Source organism: Marinobacterium sp. xm-g-48 (assembly GCF_013282925.1).
Taxonomy (GTDB): domain Bacteria; phylum Pseudomonadota; class Gammaproteobacteria; order Pseudomonadales; family Balneatricaceae; genus Marinobacterium_E.
Genome location: NZ_WBYQ01000004.1, coordinates 30,065 through 51,432 on the forward strand (window position 1 = coordinate 30,065; position 21,368 = coordinate 51,432).

The window sequence follows — 21,368 nt, forward strand, 5'->3', positions numbered from 1 at the left end:
TGAAAAATTTTAGCCATCAGCTAAATGTCAGCTTTGCACACTATTATGAACCCAGCTGTTGTAAACACCCCTTTGAGAGGGTGAAGCCCTTTCCCCTCTCTTCTTTTTTCTTCCCTTAGATGGCTCGGTCTGTGTAGAGCTCAACATTGGTCAGTTTTGCTACTTCATTGATGTAATCTACAACCTGCGTGGGCATCTGAAGATCTTTGATTACGGTTAAGTTGCGCAACATTGGAAAAATCATAACGTCATCCCAGCTAAGCTGCCCACCTCTATCCGAAGGCTTAATCAGCTTAGGCAAATCATTTAAAACCTGCTCTACAAGGGCTTGGTGTTCAGCTGTATTGTCCAGAGCTTGCTCAAAACTGCATTCAATCATTGCTTCCTTGTTTACGCGATAAAAATCAATTGCCGATTGAGTTTCAAACTCAGGCAAACCGATCTGTACATTGCGAGGAAAAAGCAGTGAGAAAATCGCGCGATTAACTGACATCAGTGGTTGTGTGAAACGATCAGAATCACCACCTTCGACAATTACCTGATCAGCACTGCCTAACTCATCCAACTTATGAGCGATATCAAGACTCTCCCCCATAGATTGGCCATCAATCTCTAATATCGGCACCATTTTATTGCCAACACGCTCAATACAGCTGTCGGCATCGTCATTCAGCAGGTAAATCGACTCAAAATTAACCTGTTTGTATTTAGCGACCATGTCAGCACGAACACAGAATGGACAATGATCATATTGGAAAAGCTTCATAACACCTCTCTTACATCGGGGATGGCTTATTAGAGCACAACTTATCCATCAGTATGTATCAACCTAGATAAGATAATTGCTATTCTCTATTCAAAGATGTGAGAAGGAGTCTCAATGAAACAAGCCATTCAAGATCTCTATCCAGAGAGCCATAGCCACTGTTTTGGCTGTGGTCGATCAAACGCGGATGGATGGCACCTGAAAAGTTATGTAACAGGTGACACAACTCTAGCTCACTTCACGCCAGAGCCTCAGTACAGTGGTGGTGTTCCTGGACACCTCTACGGCGGCGCGGTCGCTTCCCTACTCGACTGCCACGGCACTGCATCCGCGGCCGCTTTCAGCTACCTTCAGAAGCATGAAACACTCGAAAAAGATGCAAAGATTCAACGCCACGTTACAGGGCAATTAAATATTAAATACATCGCCCCCACTCCAATGGGCGTAGAGTTAGAGCTGCATGGCGAGCTGCTATCCATCGAGGGGCGTAAAGTGCGAGTTAAGTTGACCTTATCCGCCAATGAAACGCTCTGTGCAGAGGCTGAGATGGTTGCGTTTGGCGTTGAGTAATTGTTGGAGCGGTCTTGTAAAGGCCGCGATTGGTATTCATTAGAGTTTATCTGAAAGCAACAGTGACTGGCTTCAGCCTGTCATCTGCTTTTTCGGTGTTTTCCAGATAGGCATTAAATTCTCACGGCGGATGACAGGCTGAAGGGCAGTCACCGTCAATACCGCTCACACAAAGAAGAAGGCTAGCCGACGCCAGTCGGATAGAAATACTTTTGATCTTAGGAGATATCGCGGCCTTTTCAAGACCGCTCCAGCGCTTTGAATGAATCCTGGATCGATTAGTATCGACCCGCCATATCATCCATTGAGATCGGTTTGATCTTACTGCCCTGTCCGGCACAGCCGAAGGCTTCGAAACGATCTTTGACGATACCTGAGGCTGCATCGCGGGCTGCGGCTAGGAATTTACGTGGGTCAAACTCGCTCTTCTTCTCGGCCATCATACGGCGCATAGCACCGGTCATTGCCAAGCGAATGTCGGTATCAATGTTGACCTTACGAACACCGTTTTGAATCCCTTTAACGATCTCCTCTACAGGGACACCGTAGGTCGGTTTCAACTCGCCACCAAACTCACGAATGATCGCTAACCACTCCTGTGGCACGCTGGAACTACCGTGCATCACCAGATGGGTGTTCGGGATTGCTTTATGAATCGCCGCGACACGATCAATTGCGAGAATATCGCCCGTCGGTGGGCGTGTAAATTTGTACGCACCGTGGCTGGTACCAATCGCAATTGCTAGGGCATCGACGCCAGTTTTCTCAACAAAGTCTTTAGCTTCATCAGGGTCGGTCAGCATTTGATCATGGCTCAAAATACCCTCAGCACCCTGACCATCCTCTTCACCGGCTTCGCCTGTCTCTAGCGAACCAAGACAGCCCAGTTCACCTTCAACCGATACACCGACAACATGCGCCATTTCACAGACTTGTCGAGTGACATCGACGTTGTATTCGTAGGTGGATGGCGTTTTACCATCGCTCATCAACGAACCATCCATCATGACACTGGAGAAACCAGAGCGGATCGACTGCATACAGACTGCAGGTGATGCACCGTGATCCTGATGCAGGACAACCGGAAGATCCGGGTGTGTCTCGATAGCCGCCAAAATGAGATGGCGAAGATAAGCCTCACCGGCGTAGGTGCGAGCGCCAGCAGATGTCTGCAGAATCACAGGACTGTCTGTTGCCTGCGCTGCTTGCATGATCGCTTGCACCTGCTCAAGGTTGTTAACGTTAAACGCAGGAACACCGTAGCTATTCTCTGCGGCGTGATCAAGTACCTGACGTAGGGATACAAGTGCCATTATTTACCTCCGAAGAGTCGATTAAGTTATTGAATTGATGGGTTAATCCACCAACTCTGAAAAGTCTTGAATGACGCGATCGGGGTTAGCCGACTCAATCGGTTCACCCATGTTGTAACCGTAAGGAAGTAACCAAACATCAATGCCTGCATTACGCGCCGTGGCCGCATCGATCGAGGAGTCACCCACAAACAGTGCATCCTCTGCTGAGATTTGCCACTGCTCAAGGCAGTCTAAAATTGACGTTGGGTCAGGCTTCTTCACTGGAAAACTGTCGCCGCTGACTACAATATCGAAGAGTTCCGTTAAGCCGTGAGCCGCTAACACACGATCGGTGTATCGGCTCTCTTTATTGGTAACCACTGCCAACTTGACCCCTTCAGACCCAAGCTTTTTAACCACCTCTAAAACATGTGGATAGAGGTAACTGGTGGTACCGCAGCAGCGTTGATAGTGCTTATCAAAGACAGGTAGTGCGCCTGCCAAAATAGGTCCAGACTCAATCTCTTCAATGGATTGGTTGTGGATGTAAGCCAGGGCTTTAATCAACAGCGCACGTGTGCCGTGCCCTATCCACGAGTTGACCTGTTCTTGAGTCACCCTTGCATAACCACACTCTTCTAAAGTGGCATTGGTGGCATCATAGATCTCCGGCGCCGTCTCGACTAAGGTACCGTCAAGATCAAATAACATCGCTTTATACATTTCTGTTACCCCTAAGCTCGCTGGCGAACAGCATCAGCAACTGCGTTAGCAGTAATGCCGAAGTACTCATAGAGAACAGGAGCCGGTGCTGAATCACCAAAGCTGTCGATGCCTACAACACCACCTTTTCTGCCCACATATTTGCGCCAGAAATCGGTATGCGCTGCTTCCACTGCAACCGCAGGAAGGTCCGATGGAATCGTCTGCTCTTGGTAATCTTCAGATTGGCGATCAAACAGATTGGTACAAGGCATTGAGACAACGCGGGTTGAGATACCCTCAGCCGCTAAAGTCTCTTGAGCTTGCAACGCCAATTGCACTTCAGAACCGGTTGCCATGATCACCGCTTGTGGACTGGCCATATCAGAGAGGATGTAGCCACCTTTACGAACTTTGTCTGCATCAGAGGCCGCCTTCAGTAATTTAGGCATCCCCTGTCGTGACAGCGCTAGAGCAGAGGGACCATCCTGTCGCTCAACCGAGTGCGCCCATGCCGTGGCTGTTTCAAGGGCATCACAAGGACGCCAGACATCAAGGCCTGGAATGATGCGCAAGCTTGGAACGTGCTCGATACTTTGGTGTGTTGGGCCATCTTCGCCAAGGCCAATCGAGTCATGAGTAAAGACATGAACCACACGCTGTTTCATCAGTGCAGCCATTCGAATCGCATTACGAGAGTAATCACTAAAGGTCAGGAAGGTGCCCCCATAGGGTAGGTAGCCACCATGCAGTGCCATACCGTTCATAATCGCAGCCATACCAAACTCACGAACACCGTATGAGAGGTGGTTACCCCAGGTATCCCGACCCGCATAGGTGGCTGTTTTGAAGTTTGTCAGGTTCGAACCGGTCAAATCAGCACTGCCGCCAAAAAACTCTGGAACAAGAGGTGCGATAGCATCTAGCGCATTTTGACTCGCTTTACGGGTCGCTACGTCCCCTTCTGCTGCAGCAATCTGAGCCATGACATCGGCAATATTAGATTGATACTCGTCGCTCAACTCACCGGTCATACGACGTTTGAATTCCGCCGCTTTTTCAGGGAATGCCTTAGCATACTCAGCGAATCGGTGATCCCATTCCGCTTCAGCGGCTCTGCCTGAATCAGTGCAGTCCCAAGCGCTCTTCACGTCACTAGGAATCTCAAATGGCGCATGATTCCAATTCAGTGCAGCGCGTGTCGCAGCGACCTCGTCGGCCCCCAGTGCGGCACCATGAACGTCGTGTGTACCGACCTTATTGGGCGACCCTTTACCGATTTCGGTTTTAGTACAGATCAATGTCGGTTTGCCATCAGCTAATACCGCTTGAGCTTTGGCTGCACGAATCGCTGCATCGACAGCTGACGCATCGTGACCGTTTACATCACGGATCACATTCCAACCATAAGCTTCAAAACGTGCCGGCGTATCATCAGCAAACCAGCCTTCTACGTGGCCATCAATCGAGATACCGTTATCGTCGTAGATCGCGATGAGCTTAGACGTTCTCAGAGTCCCAGCCAGAGAGCAGACCTCGTGACTGATCCCCTCCATCATGCAACCATCACCCAAGAAACAGTAGGTGAAATGGTCCACTATGGCGTGCCCTGATTCATTAAACTCTGCCGCCAACATCTTCTCGGCAAGTGCCAAACCGACAGCATTCGAGATACCCTGACCTAATGGACCCGTCGTAGTCTCCACACCCGCTGTAATGCCCACCTCAGGGTGTCCTGGTGTCTTAGAGTGCAGTTTACGGAACTGTTTAAGTTCATCGATAGGAAGATCGTAGCCCGTTAAATGCAGCAGAGCATAGATCAACATTGAACCGTGACCATTGGAGAGTACAAAACGGTCACGGTCTGGCCAATGTGGATTGGCAGGACTGTGTTTCAAGTGACGGTTCCAAAGAACCTCTGCAATTTCTGCCATTCCCATCGGTGCACCAGGGTGACCCGATTTTGCGGCTTCTACGGCATCGATCGCTAGAAAGCGAATCGCATTGGCCATCTCATTTGCCATAGCGGCATTCGGTGCTGTTCTGTTCATCTGTTGCTCCTAGTTAGCGACGGCCTTAACCACGACCCAAGGCACGATTACGACGTTCCATCATGCGCCATACAAACGGTGTGAAGATCAACTGCATTGCAAGCTCCATCTTGCCACCAGGGACAACAATGGTATTGGCACGTGACATGAAGCTATTGCCAATCATGTTCAAGAGATACTGAAAGTCGATCCCCTTAGGATTAGCAAAGCGGATGATCACCATGCTCTCATCGGCAGAAGGGATGTCCCTAGCGATGAAAGGGTTAGAAGTGTCTACCATCGGTACGCGTTGGAAGTTCACATGCGTATGTTCAAATTGAGGGCAGATGTAGTTAATGTAATCAGGCATGCGACGCAGAATCGTATCCGTTACCGCTTCAGCACTGTAACCACGCTGATTCTTATCGCGCCAAAGCTTCTGAGTCCACTCAAGGTTGATGACGGGAACCACACCGATACGTAGATCTGGGTACTGGGCTATATCGTTCTGTTCAGTTTTCACCGCGCCGTGCAGGCCTTCATAGAAAAGTATATCGGTATCTTTATCGATCTCTTCCCAAGGGGTAAAGGTGCCTGGCTCTTGTCCGTAAGGCTCAGCCTCATCTTGGTTGTGCAGGTAGAGGCGTTTTTTACCGGTACCCGTTTCAGAGTAGCTTTTAAACAGACCTTCGAGCTCATCAAATAGGTTGTTCTCTGGACCAAAGTGGCTGAGATGTTTATTGCCCGCTGCATCGGCTTGCGCCAACTGCTTCTTCATCTCAGTACGATCGTAACGGTGGAAACTATCGCCTTCGACAATCGCGGCTTTAACATTTTCACGGCGAAAGATATTAGAGAATGTCCGAGTAACGGTTGAAGTACCTGCACCTGATGAGCCGGTAATCGCAATAATTGGGTGACGTTCTGACATAATGTTTCTCCAGGTCCAGTAACTTAATCGCGGAATAGACTGCGTTCAGCAAAGAGCGGCATATCTTCGCCTTTCTCTTCAATCGGTTCGTTGTGGTAACGCTCGATGCGCTCGACCTCGTTTTTAGAACCAAACACCAACCCTATGCGTTGGTGAAGCTCGGTCGGTTTCACATCCAGCATTGGGTAGCTGCCTGTACTGGCACGGCCACCGGCTTGCTCGATAATCATTCCGACAGGGTTCGCCTCATAAAGCAGTCTTAACTTACCGGCTTTGCTAGGATCTTTAGTGTCACGTGGGTACATGAATACACCGCCACGCATTAGGATACGATGCGCCTCCGCTACCATCGAAGCGATCCAACGCATGTTGAAGTCTTTACCGCGCGGACCCGTCGATCCCGCAAGGCACTCATCGACATAACGTTTAACGGGCGCTTCCCAGAAACGGCTATTAGAGGTATTGATCGCAAACTCCTGAGTATCCTCAGGTATGGTGATACTTGGGTGAGTCAACATAAACTCACCTAAAGCGGGATCCAGAGTAAAACCAACTACACCGTTACCCACCGTAAGAATCAGCATGGTCGAGGGACCATAAAGCGCGTATCCCGCCGCTACCTGTTGTGATCCGGGCTGAAGAAATACCTCTTCTTGAATAGGCGCTGTTGCATCATCCGGTGCACGAAGAATCGAGAAAATACTGCCCACCGAGACGTTCACATCAATGTTCGATGAGCCATCGAGTGGATCAAATACAATCAGATAGCGACCTTTCGGATTCCCCTCTGGGATATCCAGCGCCTCATCCATCTCTTCCGAGGCCATGCCGAGAAGATGTCCGCCCCACTCGGTCGTTTTGATGAAGATGTCATTACTGAGCACATCCAGTTTCTTCTGAGCCTCACCCTGGACATTGATACTGCCACCAGCATCTTCATTGTGCTCACCATGCAGGCCCGCTAACTCGCCATAAGCGACAGCTTTCGCGATCTGCTTACAGGCCATCGCAACATCCAAAATCAAGGCGTTAAAATCACCGCTGGCGCTTGGGTAACGACGACGCTCCTCAATGAGGTATTGAGTTAAGGTCGTTCTATTGGTTCTAAATGGCATATCAGTTGCCTCTTATTATTTTTAAAAATCGGTATCCTTAAGCGATCAGTTGAGCCAACTGCTCTAAACTCACATCGCTTAATGAAGGAACAATTAAGTCAGCCCCTGTGAAATCATGGTGCTTGGAAAACTCATTAGGGGTTATTACAGTAGCCAATTCGGCGCCTTTGGCCGCTCTCAAACCATTATTGGTGTCTTCAATGGCAATAGCCTCTGTCGCAGAGACACCCAGACGCTCCAGTGCTTGAAGGTAGACACTGGGGTCCGGTTTTTTATTCGGAGCAGTTTCTGCGTTTTCGACAACGGTGAACGTCTTTTGCCAGTCATCGCCCATGGCGTGAGAGAGCAGTGCTTCGATATTGGCAGGAGTGGTTGTCGTGGCGATGGCTAGCTTTAAACCAGCAGACTTCGCGGCTTTAATTAGCTCTAAAACACCAGGGCGCATCGCAACCTCTCCGCAAGCAACCATCTCTTCATAACGAGCAGTTTTAGTGGCATGCAGCTCTGGAATGATTGAGTCGATGCGCTCTTCGCTGACTTGAACACCTCGATCAGGCCGTTGGTTCCAGTAGTGACGAATTCGCTCTTTGCCGCCCGAGACTTCAAGCAGCTCTGTATAGGTCTCTAAATCCCATAACCAAGTGAGGCCCGCTGTTTCAAAGGCATAGTTGAAAGCAGCCATATGCGCCATTTCGGTGTCTGCCAATGTACCGTCGACATCAAAAATTAACGCTTTAAGTGCCATTTAATACCTTCAGTTATATTCTTATGTTTATTTTCTATTAACTAAGAGTATTCAGTGTGCTAAGTAAGCGCAATTAAAATGAGGTTATATTAGGATTAAGAAATCACTTAACTAACAACCGACGTAAAAAAGCCCCGATGCTTTTACATCGAGGCTTACTAAATAAAAGTTAATCTGCCATCAAATCTCTATCCGCGTCCCACCCCTTTGATTTTGCATGAACAATGGCTTGTTCTTGAATATGTAGGTAACGCACTCGGATCTCATCTGGCAACTGACTGACAGAAAATCCATAATTCTCCCACTCATCATTGACCTGACGCCAGAGTGTCTCCAGCCCCTGCACTAACCAACCCTCACAACTTTCCGTTTCCGGAATCAAACCAAAAGCCCAAGCATCCCTGATGATTTTTCCGGTATCGGTCATCCCTCCGTAAAGGTCATTGTGAATGCCGACGTATGTTTTTGATTTTTGCATAACGACTCCTAACAGGTCAGGCTGGCAAATAAGCTGGGTAGCTTTTCTGGCAGACGATCAACGTTATCGACCACCGTATAGTTATTGGCCCCAAAAATTCGTTTAACATAACTATCAGCATTGGGGTCTAAGGTTAAGCAATAGGTTAAAACACCTTGGCTGTACAGCTCTTCGACAGCTTTCTTGGTATCGTGCCTAAGGTGTTGGGGATCACGCTCATCGATATCAGCTGGTTCCCCATCTGTGACCAACAGGAGCAGCTTGCGGCGTTCAGGTTGTTTCATCAAAAGACTTCCAGCATGTCGCATGGCTGCTCCCATACGAGTTGACAGCCCTCCCGTCATTCCTGCAAGACGACTTTTTGCTTCGTCATTAAAGCTCTGATTAAAATCTTTAAATTTAAAGTATTGAACATCGTGTCGACCATCAGAAGCGAATCCATGTATCGAAAAAGGATCACCGATGCCATTGATCGCGCTTGAAACCAGCGTCGCTGCTTCACGCGTCAACTCAAGCACACTTTTATCAGATCCCTCCATGGTCTCATTCGTCGACTCAGATAGGTCCAACAATACAGTCACTGCAAGATCGCGATTTTTGACAACATTACGCATTGTGATTCTGGGGTTGGGTTGTTCACCCATTCTGATGGCAATCATCGCATCGATGGCCGCATTCAGATCAATCTCATCACCATCTTCCATATTTCGCTCTCTTTGAACGCCATCCGGTGAGAGAAGATCAACAACCTGTTTAATTTTCTGCACTATCGGCTTATGTTCTTGAAAGATCCGATCAATCGTTTCTGGATCCCCTTTTTGAGCTCTTTTTTCGTACACCGTTGCCCAATCGGGTCGGTATAACTGCACCTGATAATCCCACTCCTGATAGTGGTATGGATCTGAAATAGGCTCTTTACCCCAGCGGTCATTAAAAGACTCGGTCGCTTCACCTGCATCCTCATAAGGCATGAACTCTGTCGCGCATACCCAAACTTCTTGGGCATCATCGCCCGCTAGCTCACAGTCCACCTCATTCGCCATTTCGACGGCACTGACATACTTTCTTACCTGTCGTTGCGAAGCGGGAATATACTCCAGACCATGCTCAGCTAGATTGAAAGGCTCAAACTCCCAAACAAAACGATTATCATCACGATAAGGTGTGCGCATGGACTGCAGAATACGTAGACTGGGCACCTCTTTACGGTCATCAAACAGAGCAAAAAGCGCCAGTCCTAACTGAAAGCTGATTTCAGAAGAGTCTTTTTTAGCAGAAATTTCATGATGAAACTTAGCCGATAATTCATTCAACTCTGGGTCGTCTGATCTTACTGTTTCATCCATCAGCATCAATGCAAACTGACCCAACCGCTGTAAGGTTGGGTGTTCCTCACGGCCCTCCGGCTCAATTGACAGTAACGCTTGCCAAGTGGAACGCAGTCCAGGAAAGTCTTGCATCGCACAATACTCAACCCTGGCATCTTCGATCAATGCGATAAAGAACATCTGCGCCTGACTAAGGCCGCTAGCATCCATTCGGTCAGTCGTATAACTCATATGAGCAGCAGCGTGTGCCACTTGAGCACGATATAACGAGACGCCATCCACCTGGTTGAGATCATCAACCGCATCTGGCAAATGCATAACATGATGTTCAATGTAAGGTTTAAAGTCTTCGTAATCTGCCGAGGTGGGACGAAGAAAAAAATCTCTTCCCCATAAAGCCCTTAAGTAAAAATTTAATTTGCGTTGCGCATCAATAAACAGCGTACCCTTGCGCTCTTGTTGCAGCATTTTTTGACTATCAGCGGTCTTGAGCTCGAAATAACTGACTAGATTAACAAAATCTCTTCGATAAGCATCCGCCCCAAAGTTAGCCCAACGTCGAAGTCCTGAAAGCGTCAGCTTTGATAGCAGCTCATCCATATGATTCAGCATCGGCCTAAGGCCGCGAGCTGCCTTAGCAGACAATTGATGGATGAGAGTAAGGTACCCTCTCAGCAATTCAGGATCACCAAGACGATTTGCAGCAATCGGCAGGGATTGCAACAACAGAGTAATGACTTCACCAGAGGTCATCGAAGAGAGTTTCATGGCTGCATGAATACAGTCACTCATGACATCCTCACCACACTCTTTCACGACCTGTGGCATGCATTCAATAAACGCGATCACGAGCTCTTTACCACGACCTAGATTCGCCAAACTCTGTGCACCCTCAAGATAGTCTTGTAAGGCAGGCGATGACATCACTCGTGCGGCTTCATGAAAGTGACTCTCTAAAACATCGTTCATTTCTGGAGCGATGCTCTCAAGAGATTGACGATACTGGTCCATGTCGATACTCATCGGTGCTGCCCCTGTTAGCTCACAAAAAATGTGTTGACTGCAGCATCTAGGGTTTCTCGCATATCTGGATCATCGGTCAATGGTGTCACTAGCGTCATTTTGCACGCAGACAACGGATCTACACCTTCAGCGATCATCTGCCCAGCATAGACAAGCAAACGAGTTGATATTCCTTCATCAAGGCCGTGCCCTTTCAAATTCCTCGCACGGTGGGCTATTTGAACCAATTTATTGGCGATATCAAGACCCACACCTGTCTCTTTATCTACAATTTCAGCTTCATCAGAATCTTTCGGATAGTCAAAGTTCATCGCACCAAATCGCTGTTTAGTGGATTGTTTAAGATCTTTCATCAGGCTTTGATAACCGGGGTTATAAGAGATAACCAATTGAAAATCAGGGTGCGCCTCGATCAGTTCCCCTTTTTTATCCAAAGGCAGTGTTCTGCGATGGTCAGTTAAGGGGTGAATCACAACAGTGGTATCTTGTCTTGCTTCAACGACCTCATCCAAGTAACAAATTGCCCCTATTCTGGCAGCTGTCGCTAATGGACCATCCTGCCAATGGGTACCGTCCTTATCGAGCAAAAAACGTCCAACCAGATCTGAGGCCGTCATATCTTCGTTACAGGCAACCGTAATCAGAGGACGCTTCAGTTTCCAGGCCATATACTCCACAAATCTTGATTTGCCGCATCCCGTTGGCCCTTTGAGCATCACCGGCATACGTCTTGCATAGGCGGCTTGATACATATCGACCTCATTGCCTACCGCCTTATAAAAGGGTTCGTCCTTGATAATGTATTGATCCGTATTCACTGCACTCATACTCTTACCTTTTGTATCCATTGAGAGCAAAACCCCCTCATTAGAGGGGGTATCTATAGCGTTATACTGGGTTGCCTCGGTAAACCACCATCTCAGCACCTTTTGACTGAGCATAGTTGTCATAACCGACCAACCTAACGTGGTTATTAGGGTGGGCTTGGTGGCAAGCTTCAGCCTCATTCAGAACTCGATCAACGTCGGTCTCACCGAACAGTGGCAACTTCCACATGTACCAGTAGTGATCGAACGCATTCTCTGGCTCTGTATGCTCTATCGCCGGGTTCCATCCTTTAGACACGATGTACTCAACTTGCTTTCGAATTTGTTCAGCATTCATCTCAGGCAGGTAAGAGAATGTCTCGAATTTACGGCTATTCACATCACTCAGGCTTGATGCGTAATCTTGCATTTCACTCATCATCTATTCCTCAACTCTAATAAGAGCTCAATTTATTAAGGAGGGTTTCTAAGGAACCCTCCTGTTACTTTATTTATGAGAGACGTCTAGCTTATCGACCGTATCGAATTCAAACTTGATCTCTTTCCAGGTTTCCATAGCAACTTTTAGCTCAGGACTGTGCTCGGCTGCAGAGAGAAGGATTTGTTTACCATCTTTCTCAAGTTCAGCGCCGTGATTTCGCGCTTCAACACAGGCTTCAAGAGCCACACGGTTTGCAGCTGCACCTGCGGCATTGCCCCACGGGTGACCCAAAGTACCACCACCAAACTGTAGAACTGAATCATCACCAAATATGTTAACCAATGCAGGCATGTGCCAAACATGGATACCGCCCGAGGCAACAGGAATAACACCCGGCATAGATCCCCAGTCTTGATCAAACATAATGCCGCGACTGCGATCCTCTTTTGTAAAAGAGTCACGCATTAGATCGATCCAGCCCAAGGTCGCCTCACGGTCACCTTCCAACTTACCAACCACCGTGCCAGAGTGAAGATGGTCACCACCGGAAAGGCGAAGCATCTTAGTCAGCACTCGGAAATGGATTCCGTGATTAGGGTTGCGGTCTAGAACAGCGTGCATGGCACGGTGAATGTGCAACAACATGCCATTTTCACGACACCAATTTGCTAGACCTGTGTTAGCGGTAAAACCACCGGTCAGATAATCGTGCATAATGATCGGGGCTCCGATCTCTTTTGCGTATTCGGCACGCTTATACATCTCTTCCGGAGTTGGAGCTGTCACGTTCAGGTAGTGACCTTTACGCTCACCCGTTTCAGCTTCGGCTTTTTCAATGGCTTCCATGACAAAATCAAATCGTTGTCTCCAGCGCATGAACGGTTGAGAGTTAACGTTCTCATCATCCTTGGTAAAATCGAGACCACCGCGAAGACACTCATAAACTGCTCGTCCGTAGTTTTTGGCTGACAAACCCAGCTTAGGCTTGATGGTGCACCCCAACATTGGACGACCGTATTTGTTCATAATGTCGCGCTCTACCTGAATGCCGTGCGGTGGTCCACCACAGGTCATTACATAGGCGACTGGAATACGAACATCTTCCAATCGCAAAGAACGCACTGCCTTAAAGCCAAATACGTTACCAACAAGAGAGGTCAATACATTGACAACAGAGCCCTCTTCGAACAGGTCAATTGGGTAGGCAATGAATGCGTAGAACGCCTCGTCATTACCAGGAACATCCTCGATAGCGTAGGCGCGGCCTTTATAGTACTCAAGATCAGTGAGCAGATCTGTCCACACGGTCGTCCAAGTACCGGTAGAAGACTCTGCCGCAACCGCTGCTGCCGCCTCTTCACGTGGCACTCCATCTTGTGCAATTACCTTAAAACACGCCAGAAAGTCCGTATCTTTTGGTGTGTAATCGGGCATCCAATACGTCTCACGGTACTCCTTTACACCTGCTTGATAGCTTTTTGCCATGGTCAATTTCTCCTGTTGGATTAAACCTTGATTATTGTTGTGCTGTTTGAGTGCCAGGCTGAAATCAACTTAGCAATCGCATAGGAGAGACGTTATGGGAAAGTAATGTTAAGAACAACACAAACTTTCTTATCATAATGATAAGTGATTACTTAACATTAATATTCAATCAGGAATTAAATAGATACTGTTTACATTAAGGTTAAACTTAACTATTTTGAATAAACCACAATAAATAACTCAAAGCATTAATCGGAGGAGCCAGTGCGTAATACAACCTTTCGTCAGCTCAGAGTCTTTAATGAAGTCGCAAAACAGCTGAGTTTCATTAGAGCCGCGGAATCTCTTCACCTAACTCCCCCGGCGATTACCATGCAAATTAAAGAGCTTGAAAGTAACGTAGGCATGCCGTTGTTTGATCGTGCTGGCAAAAAAGTCACGCTAACCACAGCAGGTGAATATATGCTGGTCTACGCTAGAAGAATCCTAGCGACCGTTAAAGACGCTGAAGATGCTGCAGCAAGATTAATTCACGCAGAAGCTGGAACAATTACGATAGGGATTGTTAGAACCGCAAAATACTTCATGATGCACCTTATTTCTGAATTCATTGAAGAACATAAGAGTGTCGACATAAAGCTATCGATTGGTAATCGTGAACAGCTGCTCAAATCTTTGCAAAACAATGAAGTTGATCTCGCTATTATGGGTCGACCACCCAAAGAGATGCGGACCCGAAATGAACCCTTTGCGGCTCACCCTCACGTTTTTGTGGCCGCGCCCACAAACCCGTTATTTTTAAGAAGCCTGGATGAGCGGTTAACACCCGAGGAGCTGCGAGATATCCCGTTTATTGTTCGTGAAGAGGGCTCAGGCACACGAGCAGCGATGGAACGCTTTTTCGAGGGGAGAAGTATTGAACCGCATTATAAGTTTGAACTGGATTCCAACGAAATGATCAAACAGGCCGTAATGGCCGATCTGGGGATAGGATTTGTGTCACAGCACACTGTCGGTTTAGAACTGGAGCACCAAAAATTGGGAATACTCAATGTCGATGGCGCGCCGATTGTTCGAGCCTGGAACCTTGTGCATACACAATCGAAGGTACTCTCCCCTGCTGCAGAAGCGTTCCGATACTTTATGCTTGAGAGAGCAGAGAGTTTCCTAGCTGAGCAGTTTGGGCGCTTAGAGTAAATTTGCGCGATCTTTTCGGTGACTGGCCTTCAGCCTGTCAACCGCATTTCTATCCGACTAGCGTCGGCTAGCCTTCTTCTTTGTGTGAGCAAAGAAGAAGCAAGAAAACACACCCCGCTCCTTCGGCCTTCGGCACACTGCGCGCGATACTCTTTTTCTAACATCAAAAGGCACATTTCAGAGCCTGCTCCGTGCAGGCGCTGAAACTCTCGCCCATCCGGGGCTCGATCCTTTCAACGTCTTAACGAAAAAGAGCACCGTGCTCGTTCTCAGTCGGACGGGGAACGGGGTGCCAGATTCGAATCTGGCACTGTTGGAGCGGTCTTGAAAAGGCCGCGAAGGGTATTAAATTAAGCTTAGCTAGTAACACAGGTGTCTGGCTTTAGCCTGACATCCACTTTCTCAGCGTTTTCCAGATTAGTAGCAAATCTTACCTGCGGATGACAGGCTGAAGGCCTGTCACCGACAAGACCGCTCCAACTCAGATTACTTACGTGCTGCCTTAAGTGTATCCGCAATCATAAACGCTAACTCAAGTGACTGGTCAGCATTGAGGCGTGGGTCACACTGGGTGATGTAGCGCTCTGCCAGGGCTGATTCTGTGATTTGGTAGGCGCCACCGACACACTCGGTTACATGGTTACCGGTCATCTCAAAGTGAACACCACCTGCGTAGCTGCCCTCTGCCTTGTGAATCTCGAAGAAGGATTTCATCTCAGAGAGAATCGCATCGACCGAGCGGGTTTTGTAACCGCTGCTAGCTTTTACCGTATTGCCGTGCATCGGGTCGTTGCTCCAGACAACATTCACGCCCAGATCATTCACAGCACGCACTAGCTGTGGAAGGTGATCGCCGATCTTATCGGCACCCATGCGGGCAATCAGATTGATACGACCCGCTTCGTTCTCTGGGTTTAGAATCTCTAATAGACGTTTTAAATCATCCACTTGAGTGGTTGGGCCCACTTTCACACCGACCGGGTTTTGAACACCACGCAAGAACTCAACGTGCGCATGATCAGGCTGACGAGTCCGATCACCAATCCAGAGCATGTGCGCTGAACAGTCATACCAACCGTTGGTCAAACTGTCTTGGCGCGTCAACGCCTCTTCATAAGGCAGCAACAGTGCTTCGTGTGAGGTGTAGAGCGTTGTCTCAGAGAGCTGCGGTGTATTGTCTGAATTCAATCCACAGGCCGCCATGAACGACAACGCTTGATCGATCTGTGCGGCTAGCGCTTCATACTTTTCATGCGCAGGCGACTGAGACACGAAGCCTTGGTTCCATTTATGAACCTGATGCAGATCGGCAAAGCCACCACGTGAGAAGGCGCGCAGTAGGTTTAACGTTGCTGAGGATTGATGATAAGCCTTCAACATACGCTCAGGATCTGGAATCCGTGCTTCTGCAGTAAACTCGGCCGAGTTGACGTTGTCACCACGGTATGAGGGTAGCTCGACATCATCAATCGTCTCAGTATCACTAGAGCGAGGCTTAGCGAACTGACCAGCAATGCGCCCGACTTTTACTACAGGACAACTACCCGCGAAAGCCAACACAACGGCCATCTGCATTAGCAATTTAAAGGTATCTTTGATCTTATCAGCACTGAACTCGTTAAAGCTCTCTGCACAGTCACCACCCTGTAACAGAAACGCTTCACCACGACTGACACGTGCTAGATCAGCTTTTAAAGATCGGATCTCTCCTGCAAAAACCAGAGGTGGCTGTTGTTTCAGCTCAGCCTCAATCGATTGCAGTGCCGTTAGGTCTGGGTAAGTCGGTAACTGTTTAACCGGCAGATCGCGCCAGCTATTGGGCGTCCATACGCTCATGTGAAAAATTCCTTTAGGTGGTGATTAAAGAGGTTTCTAGTCTACTAAATTAATGCCAACAACTGCAGTAGGTAGAGCCCGAAAGTTATCGTGATCATCGACACAAAGGTCGTCAGAACGATGATGTTGGCGGCAAGTTCATCGTCATCACCTGCAATTTTGGCCATCACATAACTGGCAGCCGCGGTAGGAGATGCTAGGAACAGAAACAGAGTCCCTAACTCCATTCCACTGATACCCAAGTAGGCGCCAATGGCCGTGAACAGCAGTGGTACCCAAATCAACTTGACCAGCGTAGCATTGACGGCCAACCAACCTGACAGACGAAAGGCTTTTAACGACAGCGTTGCGCCAATGCAGAGCAGTGCTAGTGGCAGTGACATAGACCCGAAGAGTTGAGCCGACTCCTCTACCCAGAGTGGCAATCGCAGATGCAAGAGTGACAGCAACGCACCGATTAACACCCCAATAATCATCGGGTTCAGCACCACCTCTTTCGCAACCACCAATGGTGTAGGACGATAGCGTGTACTGAAGACCGAAAAGAGCACGACCGAAAGACCGTTGTTTAGGATTCCCGCTAAACCAGCCATTAATCCGGCCACTTGCAGCCCCTCATTGCCATAAAGGCTCAATACCAGCGCCAGTGCGATAATGCCGTGATTACCTCTGAAACCCGCCTGAATAAAAACAGCACGCTGATCCGGTCGAATCCAACGATAGGCGATAAATCCCATGAGTATGACGACTGCGAAGTTCGCCAGGATGTAGTAGCCAAACAGAACGGAATCAAGCAGTCCAACCACGTCCGCTCGGTAGGTAGCTAAACCTAACAGACTAGGCAGGGTTGCTTTGTAGACCAACATCGAGGCGCCACTGATGAAACCATCACTCAACAGGTTAAATCGTTTTAGCAGCAATCCGATGATGACCAGGGAGAAAATGGGGGCCGTAACAGCAAATATTTGAGCAAACAGCTCGAAGTGATTCATGCGATTCCAAGTCCATGTGGAGTAGACGTCTATTATGGCCGATACCGCACCTGCGAAACAGATAAAAACTGTGATTTTTTCTCTACTTACCTGCCCTAATCACTGATTGATCGCTACAATAGAATCTTTCTCATGCTATTTTCACTGGAGTCCAAGATTGTCAGGTCTAGATCAGTTTATTGCCCCAACTAAAGCCGGTGATTTGCGCCGTATTGGTGATGTAAAAGGGGCCGCCACCGGTTGGCTAATCGATCAGATACGCGACAAGCATCAGGGACCTATACTGATGCTCTGCAACGACAGTGAGAGCGCTAGCCGTATTCGTCGTGAGATACGCTTTTTTGCCGGTGACTCTCTGCCTGTGATGCTCTTTCCAGACTGGGAAACCCTAGCTTACGATAGCTTCTCTCCACACCAGGATATTACTTCCACTCGCTTAGAGACGCTCTACCGACTTCAAGGTTTAAAGTCAGGTGTCATTGTCGTGCCTGCTTCGACGGCGATGCAGCGTGTCGCTCCTAAAGAGTTTGTCAGTGGTAATGTCTTCTGGCTTGAAAAAGGTCAGCAATTAGACGCCGACAGGATGCGAGAGCAACTGATCGATGCAGGGTATAACCTGGTCGACACCGTCTATGAGCACGGTGAATTTGCTGTACGTGGCGCCATTATTGATCTCTACCCTACCGGCACTAGCGCGCCTCTTCGTATCGACCTATTTGATGATGAGATCGATACTCTAAGGACATTCGATCCGGAGACACAACGCTCCATTGAACAGATCGAGCGCATTCGCATTTTGCCGGCGCGTGAATACCCTTTCCACTCCAACGCGATTGATGGCTTTAAACAGCGCTGGCGTCAACGATTTGATGTCGATTATGGCAACTGCCCCATCTACCAAGACATCTCGAGCGGTTTAGCGCCGGCGGGGATCGAGTATTATCTGCCGCTCTTCTTTGAGCAGTGCTCTACCCTGTTCGATTACCTTCCTGAATCAACCCTTGTGATTCAGCAGAAAGGGATACTGGAGGCCGCATCACAATTCCATAGCGGTGTGGTAAGTCGACATAACGAACGCCAAGGCGATATCACTCGCCCAATTTTGACGCCAGATGAGCTCTTTTTAACACCGGATAACTTGGCAAGTGACCTAAAACGTTGGCCTGGAATACGTCTATGCGCTGAACCAGAGGAGGTTAAACCGGGGCGTGAAAATATTGGTGCGACTGAGCCACCCAGTTTAAGCACCTCTCCCACTGCGGCAGAGCCTCTGCGCCCACTGGCCAATCACCTAGAGAAAGCGTCCACTCCAGTTCTCATTCTTGCTGAGTCGGCGGGCCGTCGTGAATCTCTATTAACGCAACTGCAAGCGATGTCGATCAAGCCTGTGCAACTCGACAGCTGGCAAGCGTTTCAAAACAGCAATGAGTCACTCGCAATAAGCGTTGCACCGCTTGAACAGGGTCTTGCCATCAGTGATCAATTTGAGGTGATCTCAGAGGCACAGCTATTTGGCAATCAGGTCTTCCAACGTCGTCGTCGCCAGCGTGAACAGAGCGATGCCGACCAAGCCGTTAAATCACTGTCTGAACTGAGCGTCGGGAATCCTGTGGTCCACATTGATCACGGCGTAGGTCGCTATCTCGGTCTGCAGACGATCGATTTGGATGGATCAGCCACCGAGTTTCTGACCCTGCAGTACGCGAATGATGCCAAACTCTATGTTCCGGTCTCCTCTCTGCATCTGATTAGCCGATACACCGGTGCCAGTGAAGAGTCTGCACCGCTGCACCGTCTTGGCACAGAGCAGTGGTCCAAAGCGCGCCGTAAAGCGGCCGAGAAGGTACGTGATGCAGCTGCCGAGCTGTTAGATATCTATGCACGTCGTGCCGCTCGCCAGGGGTATCAATACAGCATTGATGATGCTATGTACGATCAATTCTCACGTGCATTCCCATTCGAAGAGACGCCAGATCAAGCGATGGCCATTGAAGCGGTGCGCCGAGACATGCAAGCCGTGCAACCGATGGATCGTCTAGTCTGCGGTGATGTTGGCTTTGGTAAAACTGAAGTGGCTATGCGGGCAGCCTTCATTGCGGCACAAGCTGGCAAACAGGTCGCTGTATTGGTACCAACTACCCTACTCGCCCAGCAGCACTTTGAGAATTTCCGTGATCGTTTCGCCGACTGGCCTATGGAGGTTGATCTGATCTCTCGCTTCAAAACAGGCAAACAACAGGATCAGATCGCAGCCAAGGTAGAGGCCGGTCAGGTCGATATTTTGATTGGTACACACAAACTGATACAGGGCGATCTGAAATTCAGCAACCTAGGGCTGTTGATTATCGATGAGGAGCACCGTTTTGGGGTTCAGCAGAAAGAGAAACTCAAGTCGCTTCGCTCTGAGGTTGATATTCTCACGCTGACCGCGACCCCTATCCCTCGTACGCTGAACATGGCGATGTCGGGCATGCGTGATCTATCGATCATCGCGACGGCACCGGCTAAGCGTCTATCGGTTAAAACCTTTGTGCGTCAATCTGATCCAGCGCTGATTAAAGAGGCCATTCTGCGTGAATTGCTTCGCGGTGGTCAGGTCTACTATCTGCACAATGAAGTGAAAACCATTGAACAGACCGCTAAAGAGTTGGGTGAGCTGATTCCAGAGGCCCGTATTGGTATCGGCCATGGCCAGATGCGTGAGCGTGAACTGGAACAGGTGATGAGTGACTTCTATCACAAGCGATTCAACGTATTGGTCTCCACCACCATCATCGAAACCGGTATCGACGTTCCTAACGCCAATACGATCATCATCGATCGCGCTGATAAATTTGGTCTAGCTCAACTTCACCAGCTTCGTGGTCGAGTCGGTCGTTCGCATCACCAGGCTTACGCTTACCTGCTTACACCGCACCACAAGGCGATGACTTCAGATGCCACCAAACGTCTGGAGGCGATTGTCGAAGCGAGCACTCTAGGGGCAGGCTTTACCCTAGCAACCCACGACCTTGAGATACGGGGTGCCGGTGAGCTGTTAGGTGAAGAGCAGTCGGGTCAAATGCAGACAATTGGTTTCTCCCTCTACATGGAGATGCTAGAGCAAGCAGTAGAGTCGATTAAAGAGGGTAAAACACCCAACTTTGATCAGCCTCTTCATCACGGCTGTGAAGTAAACTTGCACCTACCGGCACTGATTCCCGATGACTATCTGCCGGATGTGCATAACCGATTGACGCTCTATAAACGCATTGCCAATGCAGCCAATGACGAGGAGTTGCGTGAGCTTCAGGTGGAGATGATTGATCGCTTTGGTCTGCTACCAACGCCTCTTCAGAACCTAATTCGACAGACTTCAATCAAGTTGCGGGCTGAAAAACTCGATATTATCAAGTTGGATGCTGGCGCTGGGTCAGGACGCTTGGAGTTTGCTGAGGAGACCTGTGTCGATCCTTACACCCTTGTAAAACTGGTGCAGACACAGCCAAAGGTCTATAAACTCGATGGGGCTACCGCGTTTAAGTTCAGTGTACCGATGGAAAACAGTGAAACTCGATTCCAGACAGTTGAAGCGCTGCTTGATACACTGACACCGGCAAGTGATTGATTTGAACCTTCAGGAGCATA

General features: G+C 48.8%; 17 protein-coding genes. 3 read left to right on the plus strand and 14 right to left on the minus strand.

Translation table 11 applies throughout. The annotated features are described in order from the left end of the window. Positions 1-115: 115 nt before the first annotated feature. The gene (grxB, locus tag XMG48_RS07845) at positions 116-766 is read right to left on the minus strand and encodes a glutaredoxin 2 (RefSeq protein ID WP_173481509.1); all 651 of its coding nucleotides are present in this window, start codon (positions 764-766) and stop codon (positions 116-118) included. A gap of 114 nt (positions 767-880) precedes the next feature. Between grxB and XMG48_RS07850 the strand changes: the two genes are divergently transcribed. Then, the gene (locus XMG48_RS07850; protein ID WP_173481510.1) at positions 881-1,336 is read left to right on the plus strand and encodes a PaaI family thioesterase; all 456 of its coding nucleotides are present in this window, start codon (positions 881-883) and stop codon (positions 1,334-1,336) included. Positions 1,337-1,614: 278 nt separating this feature from the next. Here the strand turns inward: XMG48_RS07850 and fba are convergent, their stop codons facing one another. From fba to XMG48_RS07905, 11 genes are all read right to left on the minus strand, one after another. Then, positions 1,615-2,649, minus strand: coding sequence for a class II fructose-bisphosphate aldolase (gene fba / locus XMG48_RS07855; protein ID WP_173481511.1), 1,035 nt, complete (start codon positions 2,647-2,649; stop codon positions 1,615-1,617). A 42-nt stretch (positions 2,650-2,691) separates the two neighbouring features. Next, positions 2,692-3,354 carry a phosphoglycolate phosphatase gene (gph, locus tag XMG48_RS07860; protein WP_173481512.1) on the minus strand — a complete coding sequence of 221 codons (663 nt, stop codon included), beginning with the start codon at positions 3,352-3,354 and terminating at the stop codon, positions 2,692-2,694. A gap of 11 nt (positions 3,355-3,365) precedes the next feature. After that, positions 3,366-5,384: a transketolase gene (gene tkt / locus XMG48_RS07865; protein WP_173481513.1), complete on the minus strand. Its 2,019-nt coding sequence runs from the start codon at positions 5,382-5,384 to the stop codon at positions 3,366-3,368. A gap of 25 nt (positions 5,385-5,409) precedes the next feature. Next, on the minus strand, positions 5,410-6,294 hold the full coding sequence (locus tag XMG48_RS07870; RefSeq protein WP_173481514.1) for a phosphoribulokinase: 885 nt from the start codon (positions 6,292-6,294) through the stop codon (positions 5,410-5,412). 23 nt (positions 6,295-6,317) lie between these two features. Next, the gene (locus tag XMG48_RS07875) at positions 6,318-7,409 is read right to left on the minus strand and encodes a class 1 fructose-bisphosphatase (RefSeq protein ID WP_173481515.1); all 1,092 of its coding nucleotides are present in this window, start codon (positions 7,407-7,409) and stop codon (positions 6,318-6,320) included. Positions 7,410-7,446: 37 nt separating this feature from the next. Further along, complete coding sequence (locus XMG48_RS07880) at positions 7,447-8,154, minus strand: HAD-IA family hydrolase (RefSeq protein WP_173481516.1); 708 nt, start codon at positions 8,152-8,154, stop codon at positions 7,447-7,449. Between the two features lie 169 nt (positions 8,155-8,323). After that, on the minus strand, positions 8,324-8,632 hold the full coding sequence (locus XMG48_RS07885; protein WP_173481517.1) for a hypothetical protein: 309 nt from the start codon (positions 8,630-8,632) through the stop codon (positions 8,324-8,326). 8 nt (positions 8,633-8,640) lie between these two features. Further along, positions 8,641-10,983: a nitric oxide reductase activation protein NorD gene (locus XMG48_RS07890; RefSeq protein ID WP_173481518.1), complete on the minus strand. Its 2,343-nt coding sequence runs from the start codon at positions 10,981-10,983 to the stop codon at positions 8,641-8,643. 14 nt (positions 10,984-10,997) lie between these two features. Continuing rightward, entirely contained in the window at positions 10,998-11,810 is an 813-nt protein-coding gene (locus XMG48_RS07895) for a CbbQ/NirQ/NorQ/GpvN family protein (RefSeq protein ID WP_173481519.1), read from the minus strand. Between the two features lie 61 nt (positions 11,811-11,871). Beyond that, positions 11,872-12,228 (minus strand): ribulose bisphosphate carboxylase small subunit, encoded by a 357-nt coding sequence (locus XMG48_RS07900; RefSeq protein ID WP_173481520.1) that lies wholly within the window; start codon positions 12,226-12,228, stop codon positions 11,872-11,874. Positions 12,229-12,297: 69 nt separating this feature from the next. Continuing rightward, positions 12,298-13,716 carry a form I ribulose bisphosphate carboxylase large subunit gene (locus XMG48_RS07905; protein ID WP_173481521.1) on the minus strand — a complete coding sequence of 473 codons (1,419 nt, stop codon included), beginning with the start codon at positions 13,714-13,716 and terminating at the stop codon, positions 12,298-12,300. A gap of 264 nt (positions 13,717-13,980) precedes the next feature. Between XMG48_RS07905 and XMG48_RS07910 the strand changes: the two genes are divergently transcribed. Beyond that, on the plus strand, positions 13,981-14,913 hold the full coding sequence (locus XMG48_RS07910; protein WP_173481522.1) for a LysR family transcriptional regulator: 933 nt from the start codon (positions 13,981-13,983) through the stop codon (positions 14,911-14,913). Between the two features lie 486 nt (positions 14,914-15,399). Here XMG48_RS07910 and XMG48_RS07915 read toward each other — a convergent pair whose 3' ends face one another. Both XMG48_RS07915 and XMG48_RS07920 read right to left on the minus strand, forming a co-directional pair. Further along, positions 15,400-16,749 carry a class II 3-deoxy-7-phosphoheptulonate synthase gene (locus XMG48_RS07915; RefSeq protein ID WP_173481523.1) on the minus strand — a complete coding sequence of 450 codons (1,350 nt, stop codon included), beginning with the start codon at positions 16,747-16,749 and terminating at the stop codon, positions 15,400-15,402. 44 nt (positions 16,750-16,793) lie between these two features. Continuing rightward, positions 16,794-17,741: an AEC family transporter gene (locus XMG48_RS07920; RefSeq protein ID WP_173481524.1), complete on the minus strand. Its 948-nt coding sequence runs from the start codon at positions 17,739-17,741 to the stop codon at positions 16,794-16,796. 157 nt (positions 17,742-17,898) lie between these two features. Between XMG48_RS07920 and mfd the strand changes: the two genes are divergently transcribed. Then, positions 17,899-21,348 (plus strand): transcription-repair coupling factor, encoded by a 3,450-nt coding sequence (mfd, locus tag XMG48_RS07925; RefSeq protein ID WP_173481525.1) that lies wholly within the window; start codon positions 17,899-17,901, stop codon positions 21,346-21,348. Positions 21,349-21,368: the final 20 nt, after the last annotated feature.